Genomic DNA, 25,540 nt, shown 5'->3' with positions numbered 1-25,540 from the left:
AGATAAAAAAGGGTTAAGAAGGGGGCTGCCCCCTAGGCAATCTTCCTTTCCGGCGCGCAACAGAGTGCGTCCGCTGTTGTCAGGCTTTTGCGAAACGGCAGTCGGCCGTCGTAGGGCGGGCGGCTGTAGACCTCACTGTCGACGCTGGGATCGAACTGTGGCTGATAGCCGTTGCTCAAATACAGGCCCACGGCCTCCGGCTGGCGAAAGCCGGTGGTCAGATAGAGCTGACGATAACCCTGTTCCAGCGCCAGCGTTTCCAACTGTTGCAATACCCGCTGCGCCAGCCCCTGTCGGCGCAGGTCTGTTCGGGTCCAGATACGCTTGAGCTCGGCAGTTTGCGGATCGTAGCGTTTGAAAGCGCCCATGGCGATGGGCTCTCCGGCCCGCAGCAGCACGATAAAGGCACCCTGTGGTGGGGCGTACAGATCCAGCGTTTCCTGCTCCTGGTCACCAAAATAGTTGCCGTAGCGTCGGCGGTACTCGTCGAACAACCCTGCGATCACCGGTTCGATCAGCGGATCGTCCGGCAGCGTTTGGATAAAAACGTCATTTGCCATCTGTATGCTCCTAATCGCCCAAGCCCTGTGGGTTGATCTCCGAGTGCGGAATGCGTTCGACGCTCTCACCCCAACGATTCAATACCTGATCGTATTGCCCACCCTGGATCACCCCGTTCAGCGCTTCGTTCACTGCGTACACCAGGCCATTGCCTTTTTTGGTGGTGACGGCAATGTGCGCCACTTTTGGCCAGCCGCCGTCTACCGTGCCCGCCAGTTTGGTACGGCCATTGAGCGCAGCCTTGTAGGCACCCATCACATTGGGACCGAAATAAGCGTCGGCGCGGCCGGACTGGAGAGCCAGCGTGGCGGCGGCATCATCGGTGACGTAGACAGGCTGCAGCGGTTTCAGCCCTTGTTGTTGGTTCTGTTTGTCCCAGTCCAGCAGAATGGCTTCCTGGTTGGTGCCTGAGCCGACGATGATCTTCAACCCGGCGATGTCTTTGGCCTCTTTAATCGAAGTGATCTTGCCGCCCGATTTCACGTAGAAGCCGAGGGAATCGATGCGATAGGTGGCGAAATCAAAGCGTGTCTTACGCTCTTTGGTCACGGTGACGTTGGTGATGGCGGCGTCGTATTTGCCAGAGGCGACGCCCAGCGGCCAGTCTTCCCACGAGGTTTGCACCACGTTCAGTTCCAGGCCCAGACTGTCGGCGACCAACTGTGCGATGTCGGATTCGCTGCCAATCAACGTTTTATTGTCCGAGGCGAACAGCGCCAGCGGCGGGGTATTGAGCGCGGCAATCGCCACGGTGAACTTGCCCGGTTGCACGAAATGGAAACCTTGCGGCAGTTTGGCGATCGCCTGCGGGTTTTTAGCCACATGAATGCGGGTTTCATTGGCTTTTAAATCGATGCCGGTGCCGGCTGCCAGCGCCGTGCCGGCCAGGCTTAACGAAGCCAGGAGTGCGGCAACGGCGGTGACGGTAAAGGTATTTCGCATAGCAGCTATCCCTGAAAATAATATTATTGTTATTGGGTAAATTGGTTCAGTGGCTGCTTCAGGCCAAGGTGATCGCGCAGCGTGTCGCCGTTGTAATCACTGCGGAACAGGCCGCGTTGTTGCAAAATGGGCACTACGCGGTCGACAAAGTGGCTGAGTGAATTTGGCGTACCGCCGCTGATGATGAAACCGTCGGCGGCCTGGGTGTCGAACCAGTTTTGCAGGCCGTCGGCCACCGCTTCCGGCGTACCGCCGAATACCGGACGTGGTGAGGCCGCCTCCAGCGCCACTTCACGCAGCGTCAGATTGCGCTCACGGGCGTTGCGTTTGATGGCGTCGGTGGTGCTGCGAAAGCTGTTTTGCCCCAGGTCGCCAATGTCTGGGAAGGGTTCATCCAGCGGGTGACGCGAAAAGTCATAGTGCTCAAAGTAGCGGCCCAGATAATTGAGCGCATTTTCGATGCTGACCAGGCGCGCGGTTTCCCAATACTGACGCTCCACGTCTTCATTATCGTCACCGACGATCACGCTGACGCCCTGGAAGATCCGCAGGTCATCCGGTTCGCGCCCTTGTTCCACCAACTGTTTTTTGACGTCCTGATAAAATGCTTGCGCCTGTTGTTGCGATTCATGATGAGTGAAGATGGCATCGGCGTGTTTGGCCGCCAATTGCTTGCCGTCTTCCGAAGCGCCCGCCTGGAACAGGATCGGACGGCCCTGCGGCGTACGGCCAATATTCAGTGGCCCCTGAACAGAGAAGAACTCTCCCTGATGGTTCAGGGTATGCAGTTTTCCGGCACTGAAAAATTCGCCGCTCTGCTTGTTGCGCACGAAGGCGTCGGCTTCCCACGAGTCCCACAGCCCTTTGGTTACGTCGAGGTATTCGCTGGCAATGCGGTAACGCAAGCTGTGTTCCGGATGTTCGGCGCGCGAGAAATTTTTCGCGGATCCTTCCAGTGGCGAGGTGACAACGTTCCAGCCCGCCCGGCCTTTACTCAGGTGATCGAGGCTGGCGAACTGGCGAGCCACGGTAAAAGGATCGCTGTAGGAGGTGGATAATGTGCCCACCAGGCCGATTTTGTCGGTCGCTGCGGACAGGGCGGCAAGCAGGGTTAGCGGTTCAAAACGATTGAGAAAGTGCGGGATGGACTTCTCATTGATATATAAGCCGTCGGCAACAAACACGAAATCCAATTTACCCTGTTCGGCTTTTTTCGCCGTGGCAATATTAAAATCGAGATTAATACTGGCGTCGGCGGTGGCATCCGGATGCCGCCAGGCAGACATATTTCCCGACGCGCCATGCAAAATGGCGCCAAGACGTAATTGCCGTTGATTATTCGCACTGTTGCTCATTGCTTTCACCCTGTTAAATGCCGGTGTGGCGCTCTCTTTAGAGCTCCACTATTGATTAGCGTCATCAGGATGTAAAACAACAAAACAGCATATTCAAATGTTGAAAATAGCAAATATAACGGTGAGGGAAATAATAAATCGCAGCGCAGAATACTCTACGCCGCGAAATAATAATCAGACAGGTTTACACGTTGCTGGTGGCTTTTTCCGGCACCGTGGTTAATTGTTGCAGCGTGCGCTCCGCCAACAGTTCGAAATATTGCGAAGCGGGGAAAATCGCCTGTTCATCCGGATTGAAACGCGGATGGTGCAGGCCGAACTCGCTTGCCGAACCGATGCTGACGAACACGCCCGGGACATGATGCAGATAAAGCGCGAAGTCTTCGCCGCCCATTTGTAACTCGGCTTCTTCCACCCGGTAACCCGCTTCGGCGGCGACGGTTTTGCTGAACGCTGCCCAGCGTGGGTCGTTAATGACCGCCGGTGGCCCGGCCTGCCAGCGCAATTCTGCTTCTGCGCCAAGCGAGGCTGCCACGCCGTTAATCACCTGGCGGATTTTATCCGGTACCTGACGGCGAACCGCATCACTGTGGGTGCGCACCGTGCCCTCCAGCTCTACGGTCTGCGGCAGAACGTTCCAGGTATTGCCGCCCTCGATACGCGTGACGCTCACCACCAGGGATTCCAGCGAACTGAAGCTGCGGCTGGGCAGGGTTTGCAATGCGGTAACGATCTGGCTGGCGGTGACGATGGTGTCGACTCCTTGCTCCGGCTTGGCAGCGTGCGCGCCCTTGCCGGTGATCAGAATTTGGAAACGATCGACGTTGGCGTAAAACGGGCCTGCTCGGGTGGCAAAGGTGCCGGTCGGCAATTCGGGGGCATTGTGCAAACCGAACACTGCCGCCACGTTATCCAGCGCACCGGCGTCGATCAGGTGTTGGGCACCGTTAAAGGTTTCTTCTGCCGGCTGGAAGAAAATACGCACCGTACCGGGCAGAGTCGCCTCACGCGCTTTCAACAAGTGCGCGGCGCCGAGCATGACCGACGTGTGAAAATCATGTCCGCAGGCGTGCATCACGCCGCTGTTTTGCGAGCTGAACGGCACGCCGGAAATTTCTTCGATCGGCAAGGCGTCAATATCGCCACGCAGCGCAATGATCGGCCCCTTGCCACTGCCGATTTCGGCCACTACGCCAGTCTTCAGCCCGAGCGGCAAAATACGGATACCGGCCTCTTCCAGCCAACGGGTGAGGCGGGCGGTCGTGGCAAACTCATGGTTGGACAGCTCAGGGTTCTGATGCAGTTCACGGCGATAGGCGATGATTTTTTCGGCCAGTTGGCTGGTCATAGTCTTGGCTCACAGTGGTTAACAAGTTTTAACCCTAGTGCAGCGCGGCCGGAAGCAAAAAGACTATATGGTTATATTTCATAGCGATTGTGTCTGCATCACGCCGTCAATACGCGTTGACGCCCCATCAAACAGGCGTTCGACCGCTGTTCGCTGGGGTTTAGAGAGGATTGGACTGCCCGTGGTGGCAATGGCCAAGGGGGTAGGCGGTTTACAGCGGCGGAGACGGATTTTTTCACTTTTTATCGTTTTTATGTGATCCAGGTTGTGGACAAAATCCCGTCTAATTGCTGTACTGTACTGGACACACGTTTTGTGTCTTACATTCACGTTAAAGGTAAGTTTGATGTCTAAGATTAAAGGTAGCGTTAAGTGGTTTAATGAATCCAAAGGCTTCGGCTTCATTACTCCGGAAGATGGTAGCAAGGACGTTTTCGTTCACTTCTCTGCCATCGCTAGCAATGGTTTCAAAACTCTTGCTGAAGGCCAGCGTGTAGAATTTGAAATCACGAACGGTGCCAAAGGGCCATCTGCTGCTAACGTTATCGCTATCTAAGCTACAGTAGCCGAAATTCTTAAAACCCGCTCTCAGAGCGGGTTTTTTATTGCCTTTTTACGACGATTTACGCCTGCGGTTTACGTACCAGCAGCTTAAACAGCACGATGGCGATGGCATAACAGCCGACGATGGTTAGCGCCATCGACACGCTGGAGGTGCCGCCCAGGCCGGTAAGTGGCACGCTGCAGGCACCCAAAGCAAACATGCTCACGCCAATCAATGCGGAGGCGCTGCCGGCTTTGTCCCCTTGGCTTTGCATCGCCAAAGATGACGCCGTAGGGCCCACGATGCCGATCACTGCTACCGAGAAGAACAGCGGCACCAGCAATAGCACCAGCGGGGCGTGCAGGCTGGCAGCCAGCAACAGCAGCAGCGAGGAAACCGCAGCCAGCGTTAAGCCGCCTTTCAGCACCTTTCTTTCTCCCCAATGTATGCTCAGGCGACTGGAGATTTGCGCCGAAATAATCAGCCCGACGCCGTTGATGGCGAAGCACAGGCTGAACATCTGTGGGCTGAGGCCGTAAATCTGTTGCAGCACGAAAGGAGAGGCGCCGATGTAGGCGAACATCCCGGCCATGACGAAACCTTGCGTCAGGCACAGGCCCATAAATTGGCGTTGGGTCAGCAAGCCACCCAGCGACTGCAACATCGCCAAAATCCCGCCCTGGCTGCGACGTTCCGCGGGCAGTGACTCGCTGAGCTTCAAACTGGCTAGCGTAAACAGCAGCACTGCGATACCTGCCAGCACGCCGAAAATTCCTCGCCAGTCCATGAACTGCAGCATGGCTCCCCCCAGCACTGGCGCAACGATCGGCGCCAGGCCGTTAACCAACATCAGCAGGGCGAAGAACCGTGTCAGTTCATGCCCGGAATAGAGATCGCGGGCTATAGCGCGCGAAATGACGGCACCACCGGCCCCGGCCAGCCCTTGCAACAGGCGGGCAATCAACAACTGGTCGATATTCGGCGCCAACGCGCACCACAGTGACGCGAACAGCAGCAGCGCTAACGACACCAGCAGCGGACGCATGCGGCCGAGCTTGTCGCTGTAAGGGCCGAAAATCAGCTGGCCGACGCCTAACCCCAGTAGGCCGGCGGTCAGGCTGAGCTGTGCCGTGGCGGTAGAGGTATTCAGCTCTCCGGCCATCTCCGGCAGAGCGGGCAGGTAGAGATCGATGCACAGCGGCCCCAGTGAGGCGAGCAGGCCAAGCACGAGCGCGTACACCAGACGTTGTCTGGCTAATGGTCTGGTCATAGGGATTAAGGTTTCCTGAACAGGTGAGAGATAGCTTGTTGGTATAAGCCGTTCAGCAAGCTGACGTCGGCTTTTTGTGTGGTGAGTATGCGATAGCCGGTGCCTTCGCTTAATACGGCAATAAATTCCACCCTGGCGGCAATTTCCTGCTCGCTGAAATATGGGTAGAGCCGACGCAGGCTTTGGCAAACATGATGAAACAAGCGCGTTTCCGCATCGCTGAGCATTTTCGCCACCGTCGGGTTACGGGTGGCTTCAGCGGTCACTTCCAGCATCAGCATGTGATCGGTTTCAGTTTCGCCCGGTTGCTGAAACAGGCTGCGTGCTGCCAGAGTGCCGGCGATCAGGTTGATATGGTCGCCGAGATCTTCCAGGCGGCGCATTTTACTGGCGATGATGCGGTTGACGATTTCTTCGATGATGGCGTCTTTATTGTCGAAATAGCGGTAGATCTGGCCAACGCTCAGCTGCGAGGCATACGCGATTTCCGCCATGCTGGCGGCGTGGAAACCGTGCTGGCGAAAGCAGAGTTTTGCGGCGTCGACAATCTGATCGCGGCGGGCCTGTACTTTAGCCTGCTTGCTGTCGCTGGTGGATATCATGTCCCGATCCTTTGCCAAGAAATGTGTTGTTCACCTTCTGGGTGTGAACGTTCATTCTCAATTGTAATGCAACAACGGCAATAGGCAATAGGGCAAGGGTAAAGGTGGGGAAGCGCTGCGGTTTAGGCGAACAGATATACCTTGATAAAGGCGACAACAACCAGCAGGCACAGCAGGGTTGCGGCAACTTCAGTGATGGTTCTTGGCAGGCTTGGCATCTGAGTTCTCATCCAGTTGGGGTGACTGGATGAGATTATGCGCACGGGAGATTAAGGAAACATTAAGGCAACGAAATCACTTATTGCCCGTTGACCCAGATGACCAGCATAAACGCCAACAGGGTCATCGCCAGCGAACCCGCCAGGTTGAGCAGCATATTGCCCAACGCCCAGGCGAAACGACCATCCTGCAGCAAATACACCACTTCCAGAGAAAAGGTGGAAAAGGTGGTCAGGCCGCCGCAAAAACCGGTGGTGATCAGCAGTTTCCAGGTCGGATCCAAGTGTGTCATCCGGGTGAATATTGCCATAGCCAGGCCGATGATAAAACCGCCCAGCAGGTTCACCGCTAGCGTACCCAGCGGGATGTGCGCATTGAGCGGGTTCATCTTCATGCTTATGGCCCAGCGCAGCACGCTGCCGACACCACCGCCAATAAAAACTGCCAGTAAAGAACTCAACATGGTCGAAACCACCTTTCATTCAAGGGGAAATAAAACTCAGAAAGGTTCAGGCGTAACGCTACGCACCCCTCTGAGAGGTTACGTAGACATCATCAGCCTGTGAGGGCGGTTATGGAGGAATGTCATCTCCGTCGTTCGGCACGGCTGTTTAGCTGTGCATAGGGGATGTTACACCTAGCGCAGCCCGTTTTGTAGTAGCAAAAGTGACAGAAAAAGCGGAAGTCGTCACTCTGGGCGTCAATGGCCGGGTACGGCCAGCTCCAGGCGATTGCGGCCGTTGTTCTTGGCGCGGTACAACGCATTGTCTGCGGCTTTCAACCAGTCCAGATAGCCGCTCATCTCGCCGTTATAATCCGCAATGCCGGCGCTGATGTTGAGCCGCAGTTGCGGGGCTTCGCGAAAAATGACCTCATTGAGCCGTTCCTGAATGCGCAATAACGCAATGCTGGCCTGTTCGGCGCTGGTGTTGGGCAGCACTGCGCCAAATTCGTCGCCGCCGTAGCGTCCGACAATATCTACGGCGCGCAGACCAATTAACAGTTCTTCCGCCAGCACCGCCAGCGCTTCGTCCCCCAACGCATGGCCGAAGGTGTCGTTGATGGTTTTAAAGCGATCGATATCCATCAGGATCAGGGTTGCGGTGTGCTGATAACGGCGACAGCTGTCAAATTGATGATGCAGCAAATGCTCCCAGTGGCGGCGGTTGTACAACCCGGTAAGGCCGTCACGCATGCTGATGCGCAGCAGCTCCTGCTTTTTCTCCGCCAGCCGTTTGGCGGTGCGGTAGGTGACTAACCCCAGCAGTATCGGATAGAGGTAGATCATTGGCAGGCACAGGTAGACCTGCGACACCGTACTTTCCGGCTGAAAGGGAAAGCCCATCAGGGCGCCGATCGTCAGAGCGCCGGCCAGTTGTGCCCCCAGGCCTTTGAAGAACAGCGGCTTACCCGCAGCGGCTATGTTGTTCATTCCCATCATCGATAAGATTACCACCGACGGCAAGGCGTTGAAGGCCATCATCGCCACCCACAGGCCGCCGAAAAACGAATCGATCAGCAGGTTACGGATTTCGGCCTTGAACGGCTGGGAGGAACGTCGTGCCCATTGATAGGCGAGGTGTGGCCAGATAAAGCCGTGCAAAATCAGTAGGCCCCACAACCATGGGGCGGTGTTTTGGGTGTAGAAAACTGAAAATACGCACAGAGAACCTATGCCCAGGCCGACGATGCGCGGCAGATAGGTGCGTCTGGCAAAGCTAAGGCCGGATTTTCGGGTATCTATGACTGATGGCTTGTACATCCGGCAACTCCATGATGAGCAGGGTGACAGCGTACCACGCGGCTTCTAAACTCAGAATAGTCTGATTAATGTCCAGTGCGGATAAAATCGAGCCGTGGTGGGGATCTCACTCTGTTACATGTTGCTGTTGTCTTGCTCCGGAGAAAGTAGGTAAATACCCGCAGGCAAGGTTTGTTTTCTCGCTGCATTCGCAGCGCTATATGAATAAGAAGGTGAGTATGGAAGGGATCAGTATTACCAAACTTCTGGTGATTGCGGTGTTGATCATCTTGCTGTTCGGTACCAGCAAACTGCGCACGTTGGGCGCGGATTTAGGTGCGGCGCTGAAGGGCTTTAAAAAGGCCGTGGGCGACGATACCACCCCACCGCCGGCCAACACCGCAGAAAGCCAGGCCAACCCGCAGAGCGTCGAAAAGAAAGACGTTTAATCACGCTTTCTGCCAGGCAATAAAAAACGGATGCCGCGAGGACATCCGTTTTTTGCCGTTTCCGCAGGGGGAAACGTAACAAATCATTGCTGCGATTACTTCACTTCCATCCCTTTTGCCTGCAAATCGGCATGGTAGGAGGAACGAACAAACGGACCGCAGGCTGCATGGGTAAAGCCCATTGCCATCGCTTCTTCTTTCATTTCATCGAATTCGGCCGGGCTGACGTAACGCTGCACCGGCAGGTGATGACGGCTTGGCTGCAAATACTGGCCCAAGGTCAACATGGTGACGCCATGGCGACGCAGATCGCGCATGACCTCAACGATTTCCGCATTGGTTTCCCCCAGGCCGACCATCAGGCCAGACTTGGTTGGGATATGCGGATGCGCTTCCTTGAACCGCTCCAGCAGCTTCAGTGACCACTCGTAGTTAGCGCCCGGACGCACCTGGCGATAAACACGCGGCACGTTTTCCAGATTGTGGTTAAACACATCCGGCGGCGTTTCGGTCAGAATTTCCAGTGCGCGATCCATACGGCCGCGGAAGTCAGGCACCAGGGTTTCAATCTTGATGGTCGGGTTTTTCGCGCGGATGGCAGCGATGCAGTCGGCAAAGTGCTGGGCACCGCCGTCACGCAGGTCGTCGCGGTCAACCGAGGTGATCACCACATAGCGCAGGCCCATATCGGCGATGGTCTGAGCCAGTTTCTCCGGCTCGTTGGCATCCGGGGCTACCGGACGACCGTGGGCTACGTCGCAGAACGGGCAACGACGGGTACAGATTGCGCCCAGGATCATAAAGGTCGCGGTACCGTGGTTGAAACACTCAGACAGGTTCGGGCAGGAAGCTTCTTCGCACACCGAATGCAGACCGTTTTTACGCATTGCGGCTTTAATGCCCTGAATGCGCGTAGAGTCGGCAGGGAGTTTGATTTTCATCCACTCGGGTTTACGCAACAGCTCCTGCCGTTCGGTGACCACCGTTTTAATCGGGATCAACGCCATTTTGTCTGCATCGCGGTATTTGACGCCGCGTTCCATCTGAATTGGTTTACTCATAATCGTGCAGGTTCCAGTTACGAAGCTCGACCTTCGGGTAGCCGAGTAAATGAACAAATTCCTGTACCAGGACGGGGTGTACGTCTTCTATGCCGACGCCGGGCGCCAGCGCGCTGACCTGCGCCATCTGCATGCCGGCGTAACCGCAAGGGTTGATACGCTGGAAAGGGGTGAGATCCATGGCCACATTCAGGGCCAGGCCGTGGAATGAACTGCCTTTGCGGATCCGCAAACCCAACGAACAGATCTTTTGCTCCCCCACGTAAACACCGGGCGCATCCGGACGGGCACGCGATTCAATGTGAAAGTGGGCGAGGGTATTAATAACGGTATCTTCGATAGCCGTGACCAGTTGGCGAACGCCAACCTTGCTGCGTTTCAGATCGACCATCACGTACATCACCTGTTGCCCCGGCCCGTGGTAGGTTACCTGGCCACCGCGATCGCTCTGGATCACCGGAATGTCACCCGGCATTAACAGATGCTCCGCTTTACCGGCCTGGCCCTGAGTAAATACGGGCTGATGCTGAACCAACCACAGCTCATCGGGTGTGGCTTCGGTTCGGCGATCGGTGAAGTTGTGCATGGCTTGGGATACAGGCTCGTAGGGCTGCAACCCCAGCTGACGCAAAATGATCTTGTCTGGTTGCAAAAGAGTCATCGTCAGGTTACAGAAGTGGTAAAGCCATTATACCGGGCGCTCTGGCCCGCGACCAGCATTTATACCCTTCATGCTTGAAGCTGTCTCTGTGTTGGCCACGCTTTCTCACCCGAATCACTTACTTAAGTAAGCTCAGCGGGATTCGGCCGCTTGCCGCCTTGATGCATCTCCAATCCTTTTGGGATAGCTGACTCAAAATGCGCAACCCGGGCAGAGGATGCTCTGGCCCGGGTTGAAAAGCAGAGGATTGTGCTGGAATTACAGCACCATGCGGACAATTTCAAGGTTGCCCAACTCATCATATAAGGTTTCCACCTGGTCAATATGGGTGGCATTGATGGTGATGGACACGGAGTGGTAATTGCCTTTGCTGCTAGGTTTAACCTGCGGGTTATAGTCCCCAGGAGCGTGGCGCTGCACCACTTCAACCACCTGGTCTACCAGCTCGGGTTGTGCCAGGCCCATTACCTTGTAGGTAAATGAGCAAGGGAATTCGAGCAGTTCGTTCAGTTTAGTTTTCATGTGCGCTCCAGAGTGCGGCTATCGATATAGCGAGTCTATAAATTATAACTCCCGCCGGAGCGGGAGTTAATGTTAATCAGTATATGGGGGCAATTTTGCCCATTTCAACTGTTAACCGAACCAGTGGTGGAACATCAGTTTGATGTAATCGACGATACGGCTGAAGAAACCGCCTTCTTTCACTTCGTTCATCACTACCAGCGGACGCTGGTCGATGGTTTTACCGTCCAATTGGAAGTTGATGCTGCCGACAACCTGGTTTTTAGCCAGTGGCGCATGAATTTCCGGGGTGTTCAGCACGTAGCTGGCTTTAAGATCTTTCATGCGGCCGCGTGGGATGGTCAGGTAAACGTCTTTGTCTACGCCCAACTCAACGCGATCTGCATCGCCGAACCAGACTGGCTCAGACGCAAACTCTTTGCCTACTTTCAGTGGCGCAACGGTTTCGAAGAAGCGGAAGCCCCAGGTCAGCAGTTTCTTGCTCTCGGTTTCGCGGCCCTTGTAAGTACGACCGCCCAGCACTGCGGAGATCAGACGCATCTGGCCTTCGGTCGCAGAAGCCACCAGGTTATAGCCCGCGGCGTCGGTATGGCCGGTTTTGATGCCGTCCACGTTCAGGCTGGTATCCCACAGCAGACCGTTACGGTTCATCTGGCGGATATTGTTGAAGGTGAACTCTTTTTCTTTATAAATCGCGTATTCGTCCGGCACGTCGCGGATCAGCGCCTGGCCGATCAACGCCATATCGCGTGCGGAGCTGTACTGACCCTGTGCGTCCAGGCCGTGTACCGTTTGGAAGTGGGTGTTCTGCAGGCCCAGCTTGCTGACGTAGGTGTTCATCAGGTTAACGAATGCGTCCTGGCTGCCGGCCACGTAGTCGGCCATGGCCACGCAGGCGTCGTTACCTGACTGCAGGTTGATGCCGCGGGTCAGCTTGGAGACCGGTACGCGGTCGCCAGGCTTGAGGAACATCAGGGAAGACCCTTTGAATACCGGGTTGCCGGTTGCCCAGGCGTCTTGACCTACGGTCACCAGATCTTCCTGGCCGATTTTTCCTGCTTTCAGCGCTTGACCGATGACGTAGCTGGTCATCATTTTTGTCAGGCTGGCAGGGTCACGGCGCGCATCGGCGTTCATTTCCGCCAAAACTTTACCGGAATTGTAATCAATCAGGACGTAGGATTCCGCATCGATCTGCGGCACGCCTGGGATCATGGTCTTGATATTAACGTCATCGGCATGCGCAACGGTGGTTGCACTCATCGCGATAACGGTGCCGAGCGCTATGCTCTTGATTAAGCGAAAAGAAGTTACTTGTTTCATGATCGAGACTACAACATCCATGAGGGTAAAGTTAAAAAACGAGCCACACTATAACAGATGAGATCCTGGCAGGCATTAGTCAATCCTCTGACTTATCACGCTTTACAAGCTTTTGCTGAAAGAAAATGTTTCAGCTAAAAATCAGCTTATCGGTCGCGATTGCCCGCCGGTCTATGTTTAGGGTGCGGCAGTGACAAAAGATTGTTGCTGCGCTTCAGTGGCCAGGCGCTGCTGCAGCTGAGCCGCTTGCTGACGGTCGCTGAACGGGCCGAGCTGTACGCGGTAGACGCTGCCGTTGGCGGCAACCTTACCCGGTACGCCGAATTTTTGGCTCAGGCTTTGCTGCCAGCTTTGCGCGCGCTCGGCACTGCTCAGCGCGCCGACCTGCACCACATAGCCGCCTGTTGAAGAGGCGCTGCTTGCTGCAACGGCGGCGGTCGCGGCGACCGGTGCGGCAATGGCGACGGGTTCAGGCTCTGAGCCTTCCAACACGCCGGCCGGTACGGCGCTTGGCGCGCCGAGGAAGCCGCTGCGGCTATTGCCGGCGCTGCTTGCCGGAGCCGCGTCGCCGGTGTTCAGGCTGCTGTTGTCAATCGGGCGCACGGCGGCACCGCTGGCTACTGGGACGTCCTGTTGAATGGGAGTTCCCATGCTGCTGGAGCCCAGATCCGGGCGAGCGGGCAGGGCATAGCTTTGTTTGGCGACGGTAGTGCCGATGGTGCCAGGGCCACTGAGGGTGCCATCCGGGGCAACGTTGATGAAATCAACCTTGACCTTGGTGTTGTTGGACAGGTTCAGACGATCGGCGACGGCTCGCGACAAATCGATGATGCGACCTTTGGTGTAAGGCCCGCGATCGTTAACGCGCACTACCAGCTGGCGACCGTTGGCCAGGTTGGTCACGCGTACGTAGCTTGGGATCGGCAGCGTCGGGTGTGCGGCGGTCAGGCCGTTAGGATCAAACTGTTCCCCCAGCGCGGTGGTATTCCCCCTGGCTTCTTCGCCATAGGAACTGGCCAGACCGGTCTGCGAGAAGTTCTGAGGATCTTTTACAATGCGGTAAGTGTCGCCATTAACCTTATAATCCTGCAGGTTATTAGGGTTATAGGGTTCATATTGAGGCTCAACGCCACCGATTTCCACCACCGGTCCGTTATACGGCTGCTGCGGCGGCGCTTGCTGTTCCGTGGTCGGGGCGGTACAGGCGGAAAGCAATACCGCGACTACGCCGACCCAAAGCCATTCCTTACGCATTACTCACCTCTTATAAACTTTTAGACATCATTTTCCGATGCGTGTGGATCGACATGATAATGCCGAACCCAGCCATAAGCACAATCAGCGCCGAACCCCCGTAACTGACCAGAGGCAAAGGTACGCCAACTACCGGTAAAATACCACTGACCATACCAATGTTAACAAACACATAAACGAACAAAATCAGCATCAGCCCGCCGACCATCACTCGGCCGAAGGTGGTTTGCGCCTTGGCGGCGATCATCAAACCGCGGATTATCACCAGCAGGTATAGCGCCAGCAGCACCAGTACCCCGACCAGCCCCAGCTCCTCGGCCAGCACCGCAAAGATAAAGTCGGTGTGGCGTTCCGGCAGAAATTCCAGCTGTGACTGAGTACCATGCAGCCAGCCTTTACCGGACAGACCGCCTGAGCCGATGGCAATTTTCGACTGAATAATGTGGTAGCCGGCGCCAAGGGGGTCGGTTTCCGGATCGAGCAGCATCATAACGCGGTCGCGCTGATAGCCGTGCATCAGGAAGAACCACAGCACCGGGATAAAGGCCGCCAGCAGCACGGCGGCTACGGCGATCAGCTTCCAGCTCATGCCGGACAGGAATAGCACGAACAGGCCGGAGGCGGCGATCAGAATCGAGGTACCCAAATCCGGCTGTGCGGCAACCAGCAGCGTAGGCAGGAAAATCAGTACCAGCGCAATCGCCGTATTCTTCAGCGAAGGGGGGCAGACGTCGCGGTTCATAAAGCGCGCTACCATCAGCGGTACCGCGATTTTGGCGATCTCTGACGGCTGGAAGCGCACGAAGCCGAGATCCAGCCAGCGTTGGGCGCCTTTACTGATCTGGCCGAAAGCGTCCACCAAAATCAGCAGTATCACGCAGAAAATATACAGATACGGTGCCCAGCTTTCATAGACCCGCGGCGGGATTTGCGCCATGACGGCCATGACGATCAACCCCATGACAATCTGGCCGATCTTGCGCTCCATCATGCCGATGTCCTGGCCGCTGGCGCTCCACATCACGAAAGCGCTGTAGACCAGCAGGGCCAGAATTAACAGCAGGAATGTGGGGTCGATATGGATTTTTGTCCAGATCGACGCTTTTTGTTGGCTTTCAGTCATGTTCTACCTTAATCACCTTCTACACCAGGCGGCAGCGGAGCCGCGTCCGGTAATTGCGTATTGTTGTCGCCCAGCAAGATATGGTCGAGGATCTGACGAGTGATCGTCCCGACCGCTGGACCGGCACCGCCGTTTTCCAGAATGATGGCGACCGAAACCGTCGGATTATCGAAGGGAGCGAAGGCCGTCATCAGTTTGTGGTCACGCAGGTGCTCTGCGAGTTTGTGGGCGTTATAGGTTTCGTAACCGAATACCTGCGCGGTCCCCGATTTCGCCGCGGCTTTGTATGGCGTACCTGCAAAGTACTTGCGTGCCGTCCCATTTGGGCGGTTGGCCACGCCATACATGCCGTCTTTGGCAATTTCCCAGAAGCCGGAATGAATATCGCCGATCTGCGTGCTCTCTTCCTGCTGGAAAGGCACCAACACGCCATTGATACGGGTGCTCTGCAGCAGGTGCGGCGTTTTGACGTTGCCGTCGTTAATCAGGGTGGTCAGCGCCTTGGCCATCTGGATCGGCGTCGCCGTCCAATAACCCTGGCCGATACCTACCGGAATGGTGTCCCCCTGATACCAGGGTTTTTTATAGCGTTTGAATTTCCAGTCACGAGTCGGCATCAGGCCGGAACGCTCTTCTGACAGATCGATGCCGGTATATTCGCCGTAGCCGAACTTGGTCAGCCAGGTTGAAAGGCGATCGATGCCCATGTCGTAAGCGACCTGATAGAAGAAGGTATCCGCGGACTCTTCCAACGCCTTGGTGACGTTCAGGCGGCCGTGGCCCCATTTTTTCCAGTCGCGGAAGCGTTTTTCCGAGCCGGGCAATTGCCACCAGCCGGGATCGAAGACGATGGTGTTCTTGGTGATCACCCCGGCGCTGAGCGCCGAAACGGAAATATACGGCTTCACCGTGGAGGCGGGTGGGTAGAGCCCTTGCGTGGCACGGTTGATCAGCGGCCGGTTCGGATCGTTGAGCAGCCCCTGGTAATCCTTGCTGGAGATGCCGTCGACGAACAGGTTCGGGTCATAGCTGGGGTTGGACACCATAGCCAGAATGCCGCCGGTGCGCGGATCGCTCACCACCACTGCCGCACGGCTGCCCACCAGCAACTGCTCGATATAGCGCTGCAGGTTGAGATCCAGCGTCAGATAGACGTCTTTGCCGGCGGAAGGCGGTTGCTCATGCAATTGGCGGATCACCCGACCACGGTTGTTGACTTCAACCTCTTCGTAGCCGGTTTTGCCATGCAGGGTTTCTTCGTAATAGCGTTCGATGCCCAGCTTGCCGATGTCGTGCGTTGCAGCGTAGTTGGCCAGCTTGCCGTCTTTATCCAGGCGTTCGACGTCACGGTCGTTGATCTTCGACACGTAGCCGATCACATGGGTCAGGGCGGAACCATAAGGGTAATAGCGACGCTGGTAGCCTTTGACCTCTACGCCGGGGAAGCGGAACTGGTTAACCGCAAAACGCGCCACCTGCACTTCACTCAGGGCGGTTTTCACCGGGATAGAGACGAAACGGCGCGAGCGCTTGCGCTCTTTTTCGAAGTTGGTGATGTCATCATCGGTCAAATCGACCACTGAACGCAGCGCCTGTAGCGTGGCTTTCAGGTCATCGACCTTTTCCGGCATCAACTCCAGTTGGTAGATGGTGCGGTTGAGCGCCAGCGGAGTGCCGTTGCGATCGTAAATAATGCCGCGGCTGGGCGCGATCGGCACCAGTTTGATGCGGTTTTCGTTGGAGCGGGTGCGGTAATCCTCAAAGCGGACGATTTGCAGGTTATACAGATTGGCGATGAGGGTGCCGGTCAGCACCAGGATGACCAAGAACGCCACCAGGGCGCGGCGTACAAACAGGGCGGATTCGGCCGTATAGTCGCGAAAAGGGTTACGTTCTATTTTCATCCCGCTGCTTTATTTCACTCTGTCACTATTACCACCGGTTATTCCCGGTGGTAAGGATGATTTGTTGTAATGCTCCAGGCGCGATAGAGGCTTTCAGCCACCAGCACGCGCACTAAAGGATGCGGTAATGTCAACGGTGAGAGCGACCAACTCTGTTCGGCGGCGGCCTTACACGCCGGGGCCAGCCCTTCCGGGCCACCAATCAGCAGGCTGACGTTGCGGCCGTCCTGCTTCCAGCGTTCGAGTTGTTGCGCCAACTGCGGCGTTTCCCACGGCGTACCGGGAATATCCAGCGTGACAATGCGATTGCCTTTGCCTACCGCAGCCAGCATCTGCTCGCCTTCCTTTTCCAGAATGCGTTTGATATCGGCATTCTTGCCGCGCTTGCCCGCCGGGATTTCGGTCAGCTCAAACGGCATGTCTTTCGGAAAGCGGTGCAGATAATCCATAAAGCCGGTCTGCACCCAGTCTGGCATTTTAGTGCCGACGGCTACCAGTTGCAGTTTCACCGCTTAGCTCCAGAGTTTTTCCAGCTCGTACAACTGACGGCTCTCTTCCTGCATCACGTGAACGATCACGTCACCCAGGTCGACAACGATCCAGTCGGAGGCTTCCTGGCCTTTCATGCCGAACAGTTCCATACCGGCGGCGCGGGCTTCCTGCACCAGGTGGTTGGCGATCGACATCACGTGACGGGTAGAGGTCCCGGTGCAGATGATCATGCAATCGGTGATGCTGGATTTGTCTTGTACATCCAGAGCGATAATGTCTTGGCCTTTCAGGTCATCAATTTTATCGATGACGAAATCTTGGAGTGCTTTACCTTGCAAAGGTTCCCCCTCGGGTGTGTTCTGTTCATTCGACTGCGGCGGGCAACTTGCCCGTTTTGCGGCCTGAATCAATGATAAGTCGGCAGGATGCCGCTGAAAGCCAGCTGGTGACTGCCCGGCCAGCTAAGGATTCCGGGGTTTTCAGCGAATACCTGAAAAATAGCGGCGCAGTATATCACGCGGCTGTTGCTAGCGATATAAACCCTGTAACTCGATATAGCGCTGTACTGAACGTGGCAACAGGTCGTCACAGTTGAGTCCCTGATGGCGGCGCTGACGAATTTCCGTGGCCGAAATCTCCAGCTGTGGCGTATCGGCCAGATAAATAAATCCGTGAGGATGCCGGCTGAGCTGGGCGGGATCGCTCACCTGATGTTGCTCCAGCCACTGCTGTAACTCAGGTGTATCCATGCGATCGTTGTAACCAGGGCGAGCGAGCACCAGCAGATGACAGGTATCCAGCAGCGACTGCCAGCGGTGCCATTTGTGCAGCGTCAACAGCGAGTCCTGGCCAATGATAAACGCCAGAGGCAAGGCGGCGCCACGTTCTTTACGAATGGCTTCCAGCGTCTCGATGGTATAGGAAGGGGTGGTGCGATGCAGTTCACGATCGTCAACCGCAAACAGCGGGTTACCGGCAATGGCCAATTCCACCATTTTCAACCGTTGCTGAGCGTTCGCTTCGGGCTGAGGGCGGTGCGGCGGAACATGGTTCGGCAGCAGCGTGACCCGGTTCAGACCAACCTCTGCGGCCAGCGCTTCCACCGGCCGCAGATGGCCGTAATGGATAGGGTCGAAGGTGCCGCCAAACAGGGCGTGCAGAACGGGAGTGCCTTGCGGATTAGTGGACATCTGAAAAACTCGTGGCCAGAGGTTTGCCGCACAGCAGCATCGACAGGGTTTCCAATTCAGACCAGACCGACTGGCCGTAATCCTGCTTAAGGGTGATTTCTATCTGCGCGAGCAGATGAACCGCTTGCCGCAGCTGGGTGCCGGACAGCCGTTGCAGTGCCTGGGTTACCAGGTTACGGCGGTTTTGCCAAACCTTGTATTGATCGAACAGCGTACGCAAAGGCACTGTCGCCATGCGGCGTTGCAGGTTGAGCAACTGCAGCAGTTCCCGTTGCAGGGTTCGCAGCAGGATCACTGGCTCGACATCTTCCTGCTGCATCTGCTGCAGGATATGCCAGGCGCGTTTGCTTTTTCCGGCCAACAGGGCGTCCAGCCAGTGGAATGGCGTGAAGTGGGCTGCATCATTTACCGCCAGTTCAACGCGCGGCAGCGTGAGTTTGCCATCCGGGTGCAGCAACGACAGCCGCTCCAGCGCCTGCGACAGCGCCAGCAGGTTGCCTTCGTAGCAGTAACACAGCAGTTGGTTTGCCGCGTCGTCCAGTTCCAGCTTCAGGGTTTTGGCACGTTGGGCGACCCAGCGGGGGAGCTGCGCCTGTTCCGGCGTCTGGCAACTGACGTAAGCGCCGTGCGGGCTGAGCGCCTTGAACCAGGCACTGTTTTCTTGCGCTTTGGTCAGGCGTGGCCCACGCAGCATCAGCAAAATGTCGTCATGCAGCAGTGCGGCCAGTTTGATCAACTGTTCGCCGATCGGTGCCGTCGGCCCGTTCTCAGGGAAGATCAGCAGCAGCGTCTGACGGCTGGCGAACAGGCTCATGGCCTGGCAGATGCTGAAGATGGCATCCCAATCGGTATGGGCGTCGAGCGAAATGCTGTAATGCTCGGTGAACTGCTGCTCTTGGGCCGCGTGGCGGATCAGATCCTGGCTTTCCTGCAGTAACAGCGGCTCGTTGCCGGTCAATAAATAACAAGCGCGCAGCCCCTCTCGGAGCTGCGCGGCAAGTTGTTCAGGGTAAATACGAATCATTGATCTACGCGACTTGCCGCTTTTTCACCGGCGGCAGCGGCTTTCTGTTGGGTTTCTTCTTCCGCAGCGTGCACCGTCAGCAGCTTACGTACCAGCTGTTGGGCGGCCTGCTCGCGCATTTCCTGGCGAATAATGTCCTGTTCGGAATCTTTTGCCAATGCGGTCAACGGGTTATCGAAGAACGAACGGAAAACTTTAACGTTTAGCGGATACAGATCGTGACCCGGGATCAGCACCTGTGCCTGAACGGTCAGTACCATTTGGTACTCAGCGGTTTTACCGTCCTGGAAGATAGAGGCGGTATCCTGGCTCTCCGTGGCGCCAATGATGCGCAGGGAAGGGAGATCCTTACGCTTGGCATCCTTGACGATGGTCACGTCGCTGAGACGTAACTGCTCACGCACCGCGCGGGTCAGCGGACCATAAGGGTCCGAGCTGTCCAGCAGCAGCGTCTTCATTTCCGAAGGGACCTGCGTGGTACCACGCAGGTGAAAACCGCAGCCGGCGGTGACCAGCACCGCCAACCCCAGCAACAACGTCAGAATACGATGTCGCACAACGCCTCCTTGTGTTAACCCACAACCAGGTTAAGCAATTTGCCCGGAACATAGATCACTTTACGAACCGTGACCCCGTCCAGATATTTAGCGACCAGATGCTCCTCAGCGGCACGCGCACGTACCTGCTCTTCGGTTGCATCGGCAGCCACGGTGATTTTAGCGCGAACCTTACCGTTGACCTGCACCACCACCAGCTTGGAGTCTTCGACCATAGCCTGCTCGTCGGCTTGCGGCCAGGCTGCGGTATCCACATCGCCTTCACCGCCCAGCGCCTGCCACAGTGAGAAGCACACGTGCGGAGTGAACGGATACAGCATGCGAACGACTGCCAACAGCGCTTCCTGCAGCAGGGCGCGATCTTGCTCGCTCTCTTGCGGTGCACGGGCCAGCTTGTTCATCAGTTCCATCACGGCGGCAATCGCGGTGTTGAAGGTCTGACGACGGCCGATATCGTCGGTCACTTTGGCAATGGTTTTGTGCAGATCGCGGCGCAGCGCTTTCTGATCTTCGCTCAGCGTTGCCACGTTCAGCGGCTGAACGGCGCCTTTTTCCAGGTGTTCGTAGGCCAGTTTCCACACGCGTTTCAGGAAGCGGTTTGCCCCTTCTACGCCGGATTCCTGCCATTCCAGCGTCATTTCTGCCGGTGAAGCAAACATCATGAATAGACGGACGGTATCTGCGCCGTATTTCTCAACCATCACCTGCGGGTCGATGCCGTTGTTTTTCGACTTCGACATTTTGCTCATGCCAGCATAGACCAGTTCACGACCTTGTGGATCGGTGGCTTTGATAATGCGGCCTTTGTCATCACGTTCAACGTTGGCGTCGACCGGGGAAACCCAGACGCGTTCGCCGCTGTTGCCGGTGTAATAGAAGGCGTCTGCTAGCACCATGCCCTGGCACAGCAGGCGTTTTGCCGGCTCGTCGGAGTCGACCAGGCCAGCGTCACGCAGCAGCTTGTGGAAGAAGCGGAAATACATCAGGTGCATGATGGCGTGTTCGATGCCGCCGACATACTGATCGACCGGCAGCCAGTAGTTGGCAGCGGCTGGATCCAGCATCCCCTGGTCGTACTGCGGGCAGGTATAGCGCGCGTAGTACCAGGACGACTCCATAAAGGTGTCGAAGGTGTCGGTTTCGCGCAGCGCCGGTTGGCCGTTAACGGTGGTTTTCGCCCACTCAGGATCGGCTTTGATCGGGCTGGTAATGCCGTCCATCACCACATCTTCCGGCAGGATCACCGGCAGTTGGTCTTCTGGCGTTGGCATCACGGTACCGTCTTCCAGCGTGACCATCGGGATTGGTGCGCCCCAATAACGTTGGCGGGAAACGCCCCAGTCGCGCAGACGGTAGTTAACCTTGCGCTGACCAACGCCTTTGGCGACCAGTTTGTCGGCAATGGCGTTGAAACCGTCTTGGTGATCCAGACCGTCAAACTCGCCGGAGTTGAACAGCGTGCCTTTCTCGGTCATCGCTTCGGCTTGTACATCCGGTTGGCTGCCGTCGAGGGCCAGAACGACCGGTTTGATTGGCAGGCCGTATTTGGTGGCGAATTCCCAGTCGCGCTGATCGTGAGCCGGAACCGCCATCACCGCGCCGGTGCCGTATTCCATCAGCACAAAGTTGGCGACCCAAATTGGCACTTGCTCGCCGGACAGCGGATGGATGGCGAACAGGCCGGTCGGCATGCCCTTTTTCTCCATCGTCGCCATTTCGGCTTCGGCCACTTTGGTGTTACGGCACTCTTCGATAAATTCAGCCAGCGCCGGGTTGTTCACCGCGCCTTGCTGCGCCAATGGGTGACCTGCGGCTACGGCCACGTAGGTCGCGCCCATAAAGGTGTCAGGACGGGTGGTGTAAACCGTCAGCTTTTCGTCGCTGCCCGCTACGTCAAAGGTGATATCCACCCCTTCGGAACGGCCAATCCAGTTGCGCTGCATGGTTTTCACCTGTTCTGGCCAGCTTTCCAGCGTGTCCAGATCGTTGAGCAGCTGATCGGCGTAGTCGGTGATTTTGATAAACCACTGTGGGATCTCTTTACGCTCAACCTTGGTGTCGCAGCGCCAGCAGCAGCCGTCGATCACCTGTTCGTTGGCCAGCACGGTCAGATCGTGCGGGCACCAGTTCACCGCGGAAGTCTTCTTGTAGACCAGGCCTTTTTCGTACAGCTTGGTGAAGAACCACTGTTCCCAACGGTAGTAGTCCGGATCGCAGGTGGCGATCTCGCGATCCCAGTCATAGCCGAAGCCCAGCAGTTTCAGCTGGTTCTTCATGTATTCGATATTGTCGTAGGTCCACGGAGCCGGTGCGGTGTTGTTTTTAACCGCAGCGCCTTCCGCCGGCAGGCCGAACGCATCCCAGCCAATAGGCTGTAGCACGTTTTTACCTAGCATGCGCTGGTAGCGCGAGATCACGTCGCCGATAGTGTAGTTACGAACGTGCCCCATGTGCAGACGGCCTGATGGGTACGGCAGCATGGATAGGCAGTAATACTTTTCCTTGCTCGCATCTTCGGTAACTTTGAAAGTTTGCTTCTCTTCCCAGTGAAGCTGTACGTTCGATTCTATGTCTTCTGGACGGTATTGCTCTTGCATGGCGGCTGGTGGTCCTGTAGGTGTAAAACAGCTCCCCCTTCATCTTTCAAGCCACAGCGTTGTTGGCTGCGTACACTCAACCCAGTCACTTACCTTTGTAAGCTCTTGGGTTTCACGTACTGGCCGCCTGGCCGTGACTCGAAACCTATCGGGGGGATTTCTGTAGCATTCTGTTGAGTACTTATAGATCCGCATAGCATAGCTGATAAGACCTCCCGGCAACAACACCAAGCGCCCGACTCGACGTATTTAAAAAATACCGGCCATGATAAGACTCACATCTTGAGGAAACCATGTCTTGCCAAGTGACATCAGCAATTTACGGCTAAAATGATAAGGGATAGTTTAGGAGGTAGGCCCAGTCACGTAAGTTCATCGAGGAGAGATTATGAACAAGGTTGCTCAGTACTACCGCGAATTGGTGGCATCTCTGACAGAACGCCTGAAAAATGGCGAGCGTGATATTGACTCGCTGGTCGCGAGCGCAGAAAAACGGCTAAGCGAAGCGGGTGAACTGACGCGCGACGAAGTTGAGCAGGTTACACAGGCGGTACGGCGCGATCTGGAAGAGTTCGCTCGCAGTTATCAGGAGAGCCGGGACGAGTTTACCGACAGCGTTTTCATGCGGGTCATCAAGGAGAGCCTGTGGCAGGAGCTGGCGGATATTACCGACAAAACTCAGTTGGAATGGCGCGAGGTGTTCAAGGACGTCAGCCACCATGGCGTTTACCACAGCGGTGAGGTTGTCGGGCTGGGTAATCTGGTGTGCGAAAAATGCCACCATCATTTGGCGTTTTACACGCCGGAAGTGCTGCCGCTGTGCCCGAAATGCGGTCATGACCAGTTCCAGCGTCGGCCTTTCGAACCTTAAGCTTGCTGCGCGCCCTGGCCTCTCCGCTGGAAAAGGTCAGGGCAGGCGCTGCTCTTAGCCAAACAGTTTTTTCATCAGGTTGCCAAGAAAGCTTCCGCCAGCCGAGGCCGTAGCCACTTCAGCCTGCGGGGCGGTGTCGATTTTGGCCGGCACTTTCTGTGCCACCGCAACCCGGCTTTCCTGAGCGGCTTTTTCTGCTGCTTCAGGGCCGTAAGCAAAGCCTTCCGCCAGCACGAACTCGACGTCGGTAATGCCGATAAACGCCAGGAACAGCTTCAGGTACGGCGTGATCAGATCGGTTGGCGTATCCGCGTGGATACCGCCGCGGCTGGAGATCACAATCGCTTTCTTGCCGGTGACCAGACCTTCAGAGCCTTCAGAGGTGTAGCGGAAGGTTTGGCCGGCGCGCGCCACCAGATCGAAATAGATTTTCAACTGCGTCGGGATGTTGAAGTTGTACATCGGCGCGCTGATGATAATGGTGTCGTGCGATTTCAGCTCGGCGATCAGCTCATCGGAAAGTGCCAGCGTCTTTTGCTGATGCGGTGTTAAAGGTTTGTCACCGGCGCTAAACCCGCCAATCACTTCACCATCCAGCTCCGGCAGTGTCGGGTTGGCTAAGTCGCGAACCGTAAAGCTGTCATTGGGGTGTGCTTCACGCCACTGTTGAACAAAAAAATCGACTAATTTTCCAGACTGGGAGTAATCACCCAGGATACTTGATTTCAGGACCAGTATACGACTCATTGGGCTATCTCCAGGCTTGGTCTAAGGTGTCAGCGATGCTGTGTGTTTAACAGCATCTTAGAGGCAAGCCTGGGCCAGTGATAGCGTAAAAATTCGCTGAGTTAAATCAAAAATATTGAATATCAGGGCGGTTTCCCGCCCGGTGGTCAATAGCGGGCTACGCGCTCGGCCAACAGATCGATAAAGCCTTCGCGATCGATATCGGTCAGCACTTCAACGTTGGCCGGCTTGCCGTTCTGGCCGAAGGTATCCACCACGGTCATGCCGAGGGTATATTCCCCTTTGGTTTCCACGCCGACCCAGCGTTCGATACTGTCAAACAGCTGTGGTGCCAGCAGCCAGGCGATGGTGCAGGGGTCGTGCATCGCGGCACCGGGCAGCCCACGGGGATGGCTAAGGTACAGCGGCAGGTAGAAGTCGAGCATTTCGGCCACCGCCTGCGCCACCGGGTTGTTTATCTGACGGATGCGTTCGATATCCTGTGGCAGCACCAGCGCCTGGTGAGTCACGTTCAACCCGGCCATGGTCAGCGGCACGCCGGATTTCAACACCATTTCGGCGGCTTCGGGATCGACATAGATGTTGAACTCTGCCACCGGGGTGGTGTTGCCGGCATTCATACCTCCCCCCATAAACACGATGCGTTCAATGTTACCTTTCAGCTCTGGGTGTTGGGCCAGCAGCAGCGCGATATTGGTCATGGGGCCGGTGACCACCAGCGTGATCGGCTGCGGACTGCTGCGTAGCAGGCTGGCGATCAGCTCTACGGCAGTTTGCGCCACCGGCTGGATGGCGGGCGTTGGCAGATGGGTATTGCCCATGCCGGTTTTGCCGTGTACGTAGTCGGCAATCACCAGGTCTCGCATCAACGGCGCGGCAGCACCGGCAGCGACGGGAATGTCTTCACGCTTCATCAACGTCAACAGACCCAGCGCATTGTGCAGGGTTTTTTCCGGCGTCTGGTTACCGGCGGAGGTGGTAATGGCCTTTACGTCCAATTCTGGTGAACTCAGCGCCATGGCAAGGGCGATGGCATCGTCCAGACCGGGGTCGCAATCGATAATGATAGGGCGGGGCATGTTTATCTCCTTATTTGTTATCCAGTGAGCATCGGATCAAAATCGGAGAGAAACAAGTGCTTTTAGTGCCGGAAAGAGGGAATGAAACTGCGCCCCGGGCGGGG

26 protein-coding genes and 1 riboswitch are annotated in these 25,540 nt (G+C 56.4%); of the genes, 3 read left to right on the top strand and 23 right to left on the bottom strand.

The genetic code is table 11. The features are described 5' to 3' along the window. Positions 1 to 32 precede the first annotated feature (32 nt). From ACMGG1_RS18500 to ACMGG1_RS18485, 4 genes are all read right to left on the bottom strand, one after another. Complete coding sequence (locus ACMGG1_RS18500; RefSeq protein WP_046374299.1) at positions 33 to 560, bottom strand: GNAT family N-acetyltransferase; 528 nt, start codon at positions 558 to 560, stop codon at positions 33 to 35. A 10-nt stretch (positions 561 to 570) separates the two neighbouring features. Beyond that, positions 571 to 1,503 (bottom strand): ABC transporter substrate-binding protein, encoded by a 933-nt coding sequence (locus ACMGG1_RS18495; RefSeq protein WP_048759511.1) that lies wholly within the window; start codon positions 1,501 to 1,503, stop codon positions 571 to 573. Positions 1,504 to 1,532: 29 nt separating this feature from the next. After that, on the bottom strand, positions 1,533 to 2,858 hold the full coding sequence (locus ACMGG1_RS18490) for an LLM class flavin-dependent oxidoreductase (protein ID WP_414160920.1): 1,326 nt from the start codon (positions 2,856 to 2,858) through the stop codon (positions 1,533 to 1,535). A gap of 184 nt (positions 2,859 to 3,042) precedes the next feature. Further along, positions 3,043 to 4,206: a M20 peptidase aminoacylase family protein gene (locus ACMGG1_RS18485; RefSeq protein ID WP_115059652.1), complete on the bottom strand. Its 1,164-nt coding sequence runs from the start codon at positions 4,204 to 4,206 to the stop codon at positions 3,043 to 3,045. Positions 4,207 to 4,552: 346 nt separating this feature from the next. On the opposite strand from ACMGG1_RS18485, the gene cspE reads away from it, so the two are divergent. Next, positions 4,553 to 4,762 carry a transcription antiterminator/RNA stability regulator CspE gene (gene cspE / locus ACMGG1_RS18480; RefSeq protein WP_002210315.1) on the top strand — a complete coding sequence of 70 codons (210 nt, stop codon included), beginning with the start codon at positions 4,553 to 4,555 and terminating at the stop codon, positions 4,760 to 4,762. Positions 4,763 to 4,829: 67 nt separating this feature from the next. Here the strand turns inward: cspE and ACMGG1_RS18475 are convergent, their stop codons facing one another. From ACMGG1_RS18475 to ACMGG1_RS18460, 4 genes are all read right to left on the bottom strand, one after another. Continuing rightward, entirely contained in the window at positions 4,830 to 6,020 is a 1,191-nt protein-coding gene (locus ACMGG1_RS18475) for a multidrug effflux MFS transporter (protein ID WP_046374296.1), read from the bottom strand. 5 nt (positions 6,021 to 6,025) lie between these two features. Further along, positions 6,026 to 6,622 carry a TetR/AcrR family transcriptional regulator gene (locus tag ACMGG1_RS18470; protein WP_414160919.1) on the bottom strand — a complete coding sequence of 199 codons (597 nt, stop codon included), beginning with the start codon at positions 6,620 to 6,622 and terminating at the stop codon, positions 6,026 to 6,028. Positions 6,623 to 6,920: 298 nt separating this feature from the next. Beyond that, positions 6,921 to 7,304, bottom strand: a complete 384-nt coding sequence (gene crcB, locus ACMGG1_RS18465) for a fluoride efflux transporter CrcB (RefSeq protein ID WP_020825608.1) — start codon at positions 7,302 to 7,304, stop codon at positions 6,921 to 6,923. A 76-nt stretch (positions 7,305 to 7,380) separates the two neighbouring features. Beyond that, positions 7,381 to 7,443, bottom strand: a riboswitch (Fluoride riboswitch). Positions 7,444 to 7,541: 98 nt separating this feature from the next. Beyond that, positions 7,542 to 8,603 (bottom strand): diguanylate cyclase, encoded by a 1,062-nt coding sequence (locus ACMGG1_RS18460; protein ID WP_130015898.1) that lies wholly within the window; start codon positions 8,601 to 8,603, stop codon positions 7,542 to 7,544. A 218-nt stretch (positions 8,604 to 8,821) separates the two neighbouring features. Between ACMGG1_RS18460 and tatA the strand changes: the two genes are divergently transcribed. Beyond that, positions 8,822 to 9,031 (top strand): Sec-independent protein translocase subunit TatA, encoded by a 210-nt coding sequence (tatA, locus tag ACMGG1_RS18455; protein ID WP_020825610.1) that lies wholly within the window; start codon positions 8,822 to 8,824, stop codon positions 9,029 to 9,031. A 95-nt stretch (positions 9,032 to 9,126) separates the two neighbouring features. On the opposite strand, the gene lipA is transcribed toward tatA, so the two are convergent. From lipA to leuS, 13 genes are all read right to left on the bottom strand, one after another. Then, complete coding sequence (lipA, locus tag ACMGG1_RS18450) at positions 9,127 to 10,092, bottom strand: lipoyl synthase (protein ID WP_020825611.1); 966 nt, start codon at positions 10,090 to 10,092, stop codon at positions 9,127 to 9,129. Continuing rightward, positions 10,085 to 10,753 carry a lipoyl(octanoyl) transferase LipB gene (gene lipB / locus ACMGG1_RS18445; protein ID WP_020825612.1) on the bottom strand — a complete coding sequence of 223 codons (669 nt, stop codon included), beginning with the start codon at positions 10,751 to 10,753 and terminating at the stop codon, positions 10,085 to 10,087. The genes lipA and lipB overlap by 8 nt, the downstream gene beginning before the upstream one ends. 258 nt (positions 10,754 to 11,011) lie before the next feature. Then, complete coding sequence (gene ybeD, locus ACMGG1_RS18440; RefSeq protein ID WP_020825613.1) at positions 11,012 to 11,275, bottom strand: DUF493 family protein YbeD; 264 nt, start codon at positions 11,273 to 11,275, stop codon at positions 11,012 to 11,014. Between the two features lie 111 nt (positions 11,276 to 11,386). After that, the gene (dacA, locus tag ACMGG1_RS18435; protein WP_020825614.1) at positions 11,387 to 12,598 is read right to left on the bottom strand and encodes a D-alanyl-D-alanine carboxypeptidase DacA; all 1,212 of its coding nucleotides are present in this window, start codon (positions 12,596 to 12,598) and stop codon (positions 11,387 to 11,389) included. A 177-nt stretch (positions 12,599 to 12,775) separates the two neighbouring features. Next, positions 12,776 to 13,852, bottom strand: coding sequence for an endolytic peptidoglycan transglycosylase RlpA (gene rlpA / locus ACMGG1_RS18430; protein ID WP_130015899.1), 1,077 nt, complete (start codon positions 13,850 to 13,852; stop codon positions 12,776 to 12,778). Between the two features lie 10 nt (positions 13,853 to 13,862). Further along, a complete protein-coding gene (gene mrdB / locus ACMGG1_RS18425; protein ID WP_020825616.1) occupies positions 13,863 to 14,975 on the bottom strand; it encodes a peptidoglycan glycosyltransferase MrdB in 1,113 nt (370 codons plus the stop codon). Between the two features lie 8 nt (positions 14,976 to 14,983). Beyond that, positions 14,984 to 16,879 carry a peptidoglycan DD-transpeptidase MrdA gene (gene mrdA, locus ACMGG1_RS18420; RefSeq protein ID WP_020825617.1) on the bottom strand — a complete coding sequence of 632 codons (1,896 nt, stop codon included), beginning with the start codon at positions 16,877 to 16,879 and terminating at the stop codon, positions 14,984 to 14,986. A gap of 38 nt (positions 16,880 to 16,917) precedes the next feature. Beyond that, positions 16,918 to 17,388, bottom strand: coding sequence for a 23S rRNA (pseudouridine(1915)-N(3))-methyltransferase RlmH (gene rlmH / locus ACMGG1_RS18415; protein ID WP_004949595.1), 471 nt, complete (start codon positions 17,386 to 17,388; stop codon positions 16,918 to 16,920). A 3-nt stretch (positions 17,389 to 17,391) separates the two neighbouring features. After that, the gene (gene rsfS / locus ACMGG1_RS18410; RefSeq protein ID WP_201895648.1) at positions 17,392 to 17,709 is read right to left on the bottom strand and encodes a ribosome silencing factor; all 318 of its coding nucleotides are present in this window, start codon (positions 17,707 to 17,709) and stop codon (positions 17,392 to 17,394) included. Between the two features lie 189 nt (positions 17,710 to 17,898). Next, on the bottom strand, positions 17,899 to 18,561 hold the full coding sequence (gene nadD / locus ACMGG1_RS18405; protein ID WP_048759491.1) for a nicotinate-nucleotide adenylyltransferase: 663 nt from the start codon (positions 18,559 to 18,561) through the stop codon (positions 17,899 to 17,901). Next, positions 18,551 to 19,585, bottom strand: coding sequence for a DNA polymerase III subunit delta (gene holA / locus ACMGG1_RS18400; protein ID WP_020825620.1), 1,035 nt, complete (start codon positions 19,583 to 19,585; stop codon positions 18,551 to 18,553). Before holA ends, nadD begins: the two co-directional genes overlap by 11 nt. Continuing rightward, the gene (gene lptE, locus ACMGG1_RS18395; RefSeq protein WP_020825621.1) at positions 19,582 to 20,142 is read right to left on the bottom strand and encodes an LPS assembly lipoprotein LptE; all 561 of its coding nucleotides are present in this window, start codon (positions 20,140 to 20,142) and stop codon (positions 19,582 to 19,584) included. The genes holA and lptE overlap by 4 nt, the downstream gene beginning before the upstream one ends. 14 nt (positions 20,143 to 20,156) lie before the next feature. Further along, the gene (gene leuS / locus ACMGG1_RS18390) at positions 20,157 to 22,739 is read right to left on the bottom strand and encodes a leucine--tRNA ligase (RefSeq protein ID WP_048759487.1); all 2,583 of its coding nucleotides are present in this window, start codon (positions 22,737 to 22,739) and stop codon (positions 20,157 to 20,159) included. Between the two features lie 388 nt (positions 22,740 to 23,127). On the opposite strand from leuS, the gene ACMGG1_RS18385 reads away from it, so the two are divergent. Then, on the top strand, positions 23,128 to 23,610 hold the full coding sequence (locus ACMGG1_RS18385) for a zinc ribbon-containing protein (RefSeq protein WP_046374288.1): 483 nt from the start codon (positions 23,128 to 23,130) through the stop codon (positions 23,608 to 23,610). 54 nt (positions 23,611 to 23,664) lie between these two features. Here the strand turns inward: ACMGG1_RS18385 and ACMGG1_RS18380 are convergent, their stop codons facing one another. Together ACMGG1_RS18380 and rihA are read right to left on the bottom strand one after the other, a co-directional pair. Then, positions 23,665 to 24,357, bottom strand: a complete 693-nt coding sequence (locus tag ACMGG1_RS18380; protein WP_129940047.1) for an FMN-dependent NADH-azoreductase — start codon at positions 24,355 to 24,357, stop codon at positions 23,665 to 23,667. Positions 24,358 to 24,503: 146 nt separating this feature from the next. Next, positions 24,504 to 25,436, bottom strand: a complete 933-nt coding sequence (rihA, locus tag ACMGG1_RS18375) for a pyrimidine-specific ribonucleoside hydrolase RihA (protein WP_020825625.1) — start codon at positions 25,434 to 25,436, stop codon at positions 24,504 to 24,506. Positions 25,437 to 25,540 lie beyond the last annotated feature (104 nt).

Source organism: Serratia sp. BNK-12 (assembly GCF_047456085.1).
Lineage (GTDB): Bacteria > Pseudomonadota > Gammaproteobacteria > Enterobacterales > Enterobacteriaceae > Serratia > Serratia liquefaciens.
The sequence above is the reverse complement of the archived record's forward strand: the minus strand, read 5'-3'. Positions and strand labels throughout refer to the sequence as shown.

Bases quoted from the DNA above. Each gene is read 5' to 3' on its own strand.
- ybeD (WP_020825613.1), bottom strand. From the start codon at position 11,275: ATGAAAACTAAACTGAACGAACTGCTCGAATTCCCTTGCTCATTTACC.
- ACMGG1_RS18475 (WP_046374296.1), bottom strand. From the start codon at position 6,020: ATGACCAGACCATTAGCCAGACAACGTCTGGTGTACGCGCTCGTGCTT.
- holA (WP_020825620.1), bottom strand. From the start codon at position 19,585: ATGATTCGTATTTACCCTGAACAACTTGCCGCGCAGCTCCGAGAGGGG.
- ACMGG1_RS18490 (WP_414160920.1), bottom strand. From the start codon at position 2,858: ATGAGCAACAGTGCGAATAATCAACGGCAATTACGTCTTGGCGCCATT.
- lipB (WP_020825612.1), bottom strand. From the start codon at position 10,753: ATGACTCTTTTGCAACCAGACAAGATCATTTTGCGTCAGCTGGGGTTG.
- leuS (WP_048759487.1), bottom strand. From the start codon at position 22,739: ATGCAAGAGCAATACCGTCCAGAAGACATAGAATCGAACGTACAGCTT.
- nadD (WP_048759491.1), bottom strand. From the start codon at position 18,561: ATGTCCACTAATCCGCAAGGCACTCCCGTTCTGCACGCCCTGTTTGGC.
- ACMGG1_RS18385 (WP_046374288.1), top strand. From the start codon at position 23,128: ATGAACAAGGTTGCTCAGTACTACCGCGAATTGGTGGCATCTCTGACA.
- mrdB (WP_020825616.1), bottom strand. From the start codon at position 14,975: ATGACTGAAAGCCAACAAAAAGCGTCGATCTGGACAAAAATCCATATC.
- ACMGG1_RS18460 (WP_130015898.1), bottom strand. From the start codon at position 8,603: ATGTACAAGCCATCAGTCATAGATACCCGAAAATCCGGCCTTAGCTTT.
- ACMGG1_RS18500 (WP_046374299.1), bottom strand. From the start codon at position 560: ATGGCAAATGACGTTTTTATCCAAACGCTGCCGGACGATCCGCTGATC.
- ACMGG1_RS18495 (WP_048759511.1), bottom strand. From the start codon at position 1,503: ATGCGAAATACCTTTACCGTCACCGCCGTTGCCGCACTCCTGGCTTCG.
- ACMGG1_RS18485 (WP_115059652.1), bottom strand. From the start codon at position 4,206: ATGACCAGCCAACTGGCCGAAAAAATCATCGCCTATCGCCGTGAACTG.
- crcB (WP_020825608.1), bottom strand. From the start codon at position 7,304: ATGTTGAGTTCTTTACTGGCAGTTTTTATTGGCGGTGGTGTCGGCAGC.
- dacA (WP_020825614.1), bottom strand. From the start codon at position 12,598: ATGAAACAAGTAACTTCTTTTCGCTTAATCAAGAGCATAGCGCTCGGC.
- rlpA (WP_130015899.1), bottom strand. From the start codon at position 13,852: ATGCGTAAGGAATGGCTTTGGGTCGGCGTAGTCGCGGTATTGCTTTCC.
- lipA (WP_020825611.1), bottom strand. From the start codon at position 10,092: ATGAGTAAACCAATTCAGATGGAACGCGGCGTCAAATACCGCGATGCA.
- cspE (WP_002210315.1), top strand. From the start codon at position 4,553: ATGTCTAAGATTAAAGGTAGCGTTAAGTGGTTTAATGAATCCAAAGGC.
- mrdA (WP_020825617.1), bottom strand. From the start codon at position 16,879: ATGAAAATAGAACGTAACCCTTTTCGCGACTATACGGCCGAATCCGCC.
- ACMGG1_RS18380 (WP_129940047.1), bottom strand. From the start codon at position 24,357: ATGAGTCGTATACTGGTCCTGAAATCAAGTATCCTGGGTGATTACTCC.
- ACMGG1_RS18470 (WP_414160919.1), bottom strand. From the start codon at position 6,622: ATGATATCCACCAGCGACAGCAAGCAGGCTAAAGTACAGGCCCGCCGC.
- rihA (WP_020825625.1), bottom strand. From the start codon at position 25,436: ATGCCCCGCCCTATCATTATCGATTGCGACCCCGGTCTGGACGATGCC.
- tatA (WP_020825610.1), top strand. From the start codon at position 8,822: ATGGAAGGGATCAGTATTACCAAACTTCTGGTGATTGCGGTGTTGATC.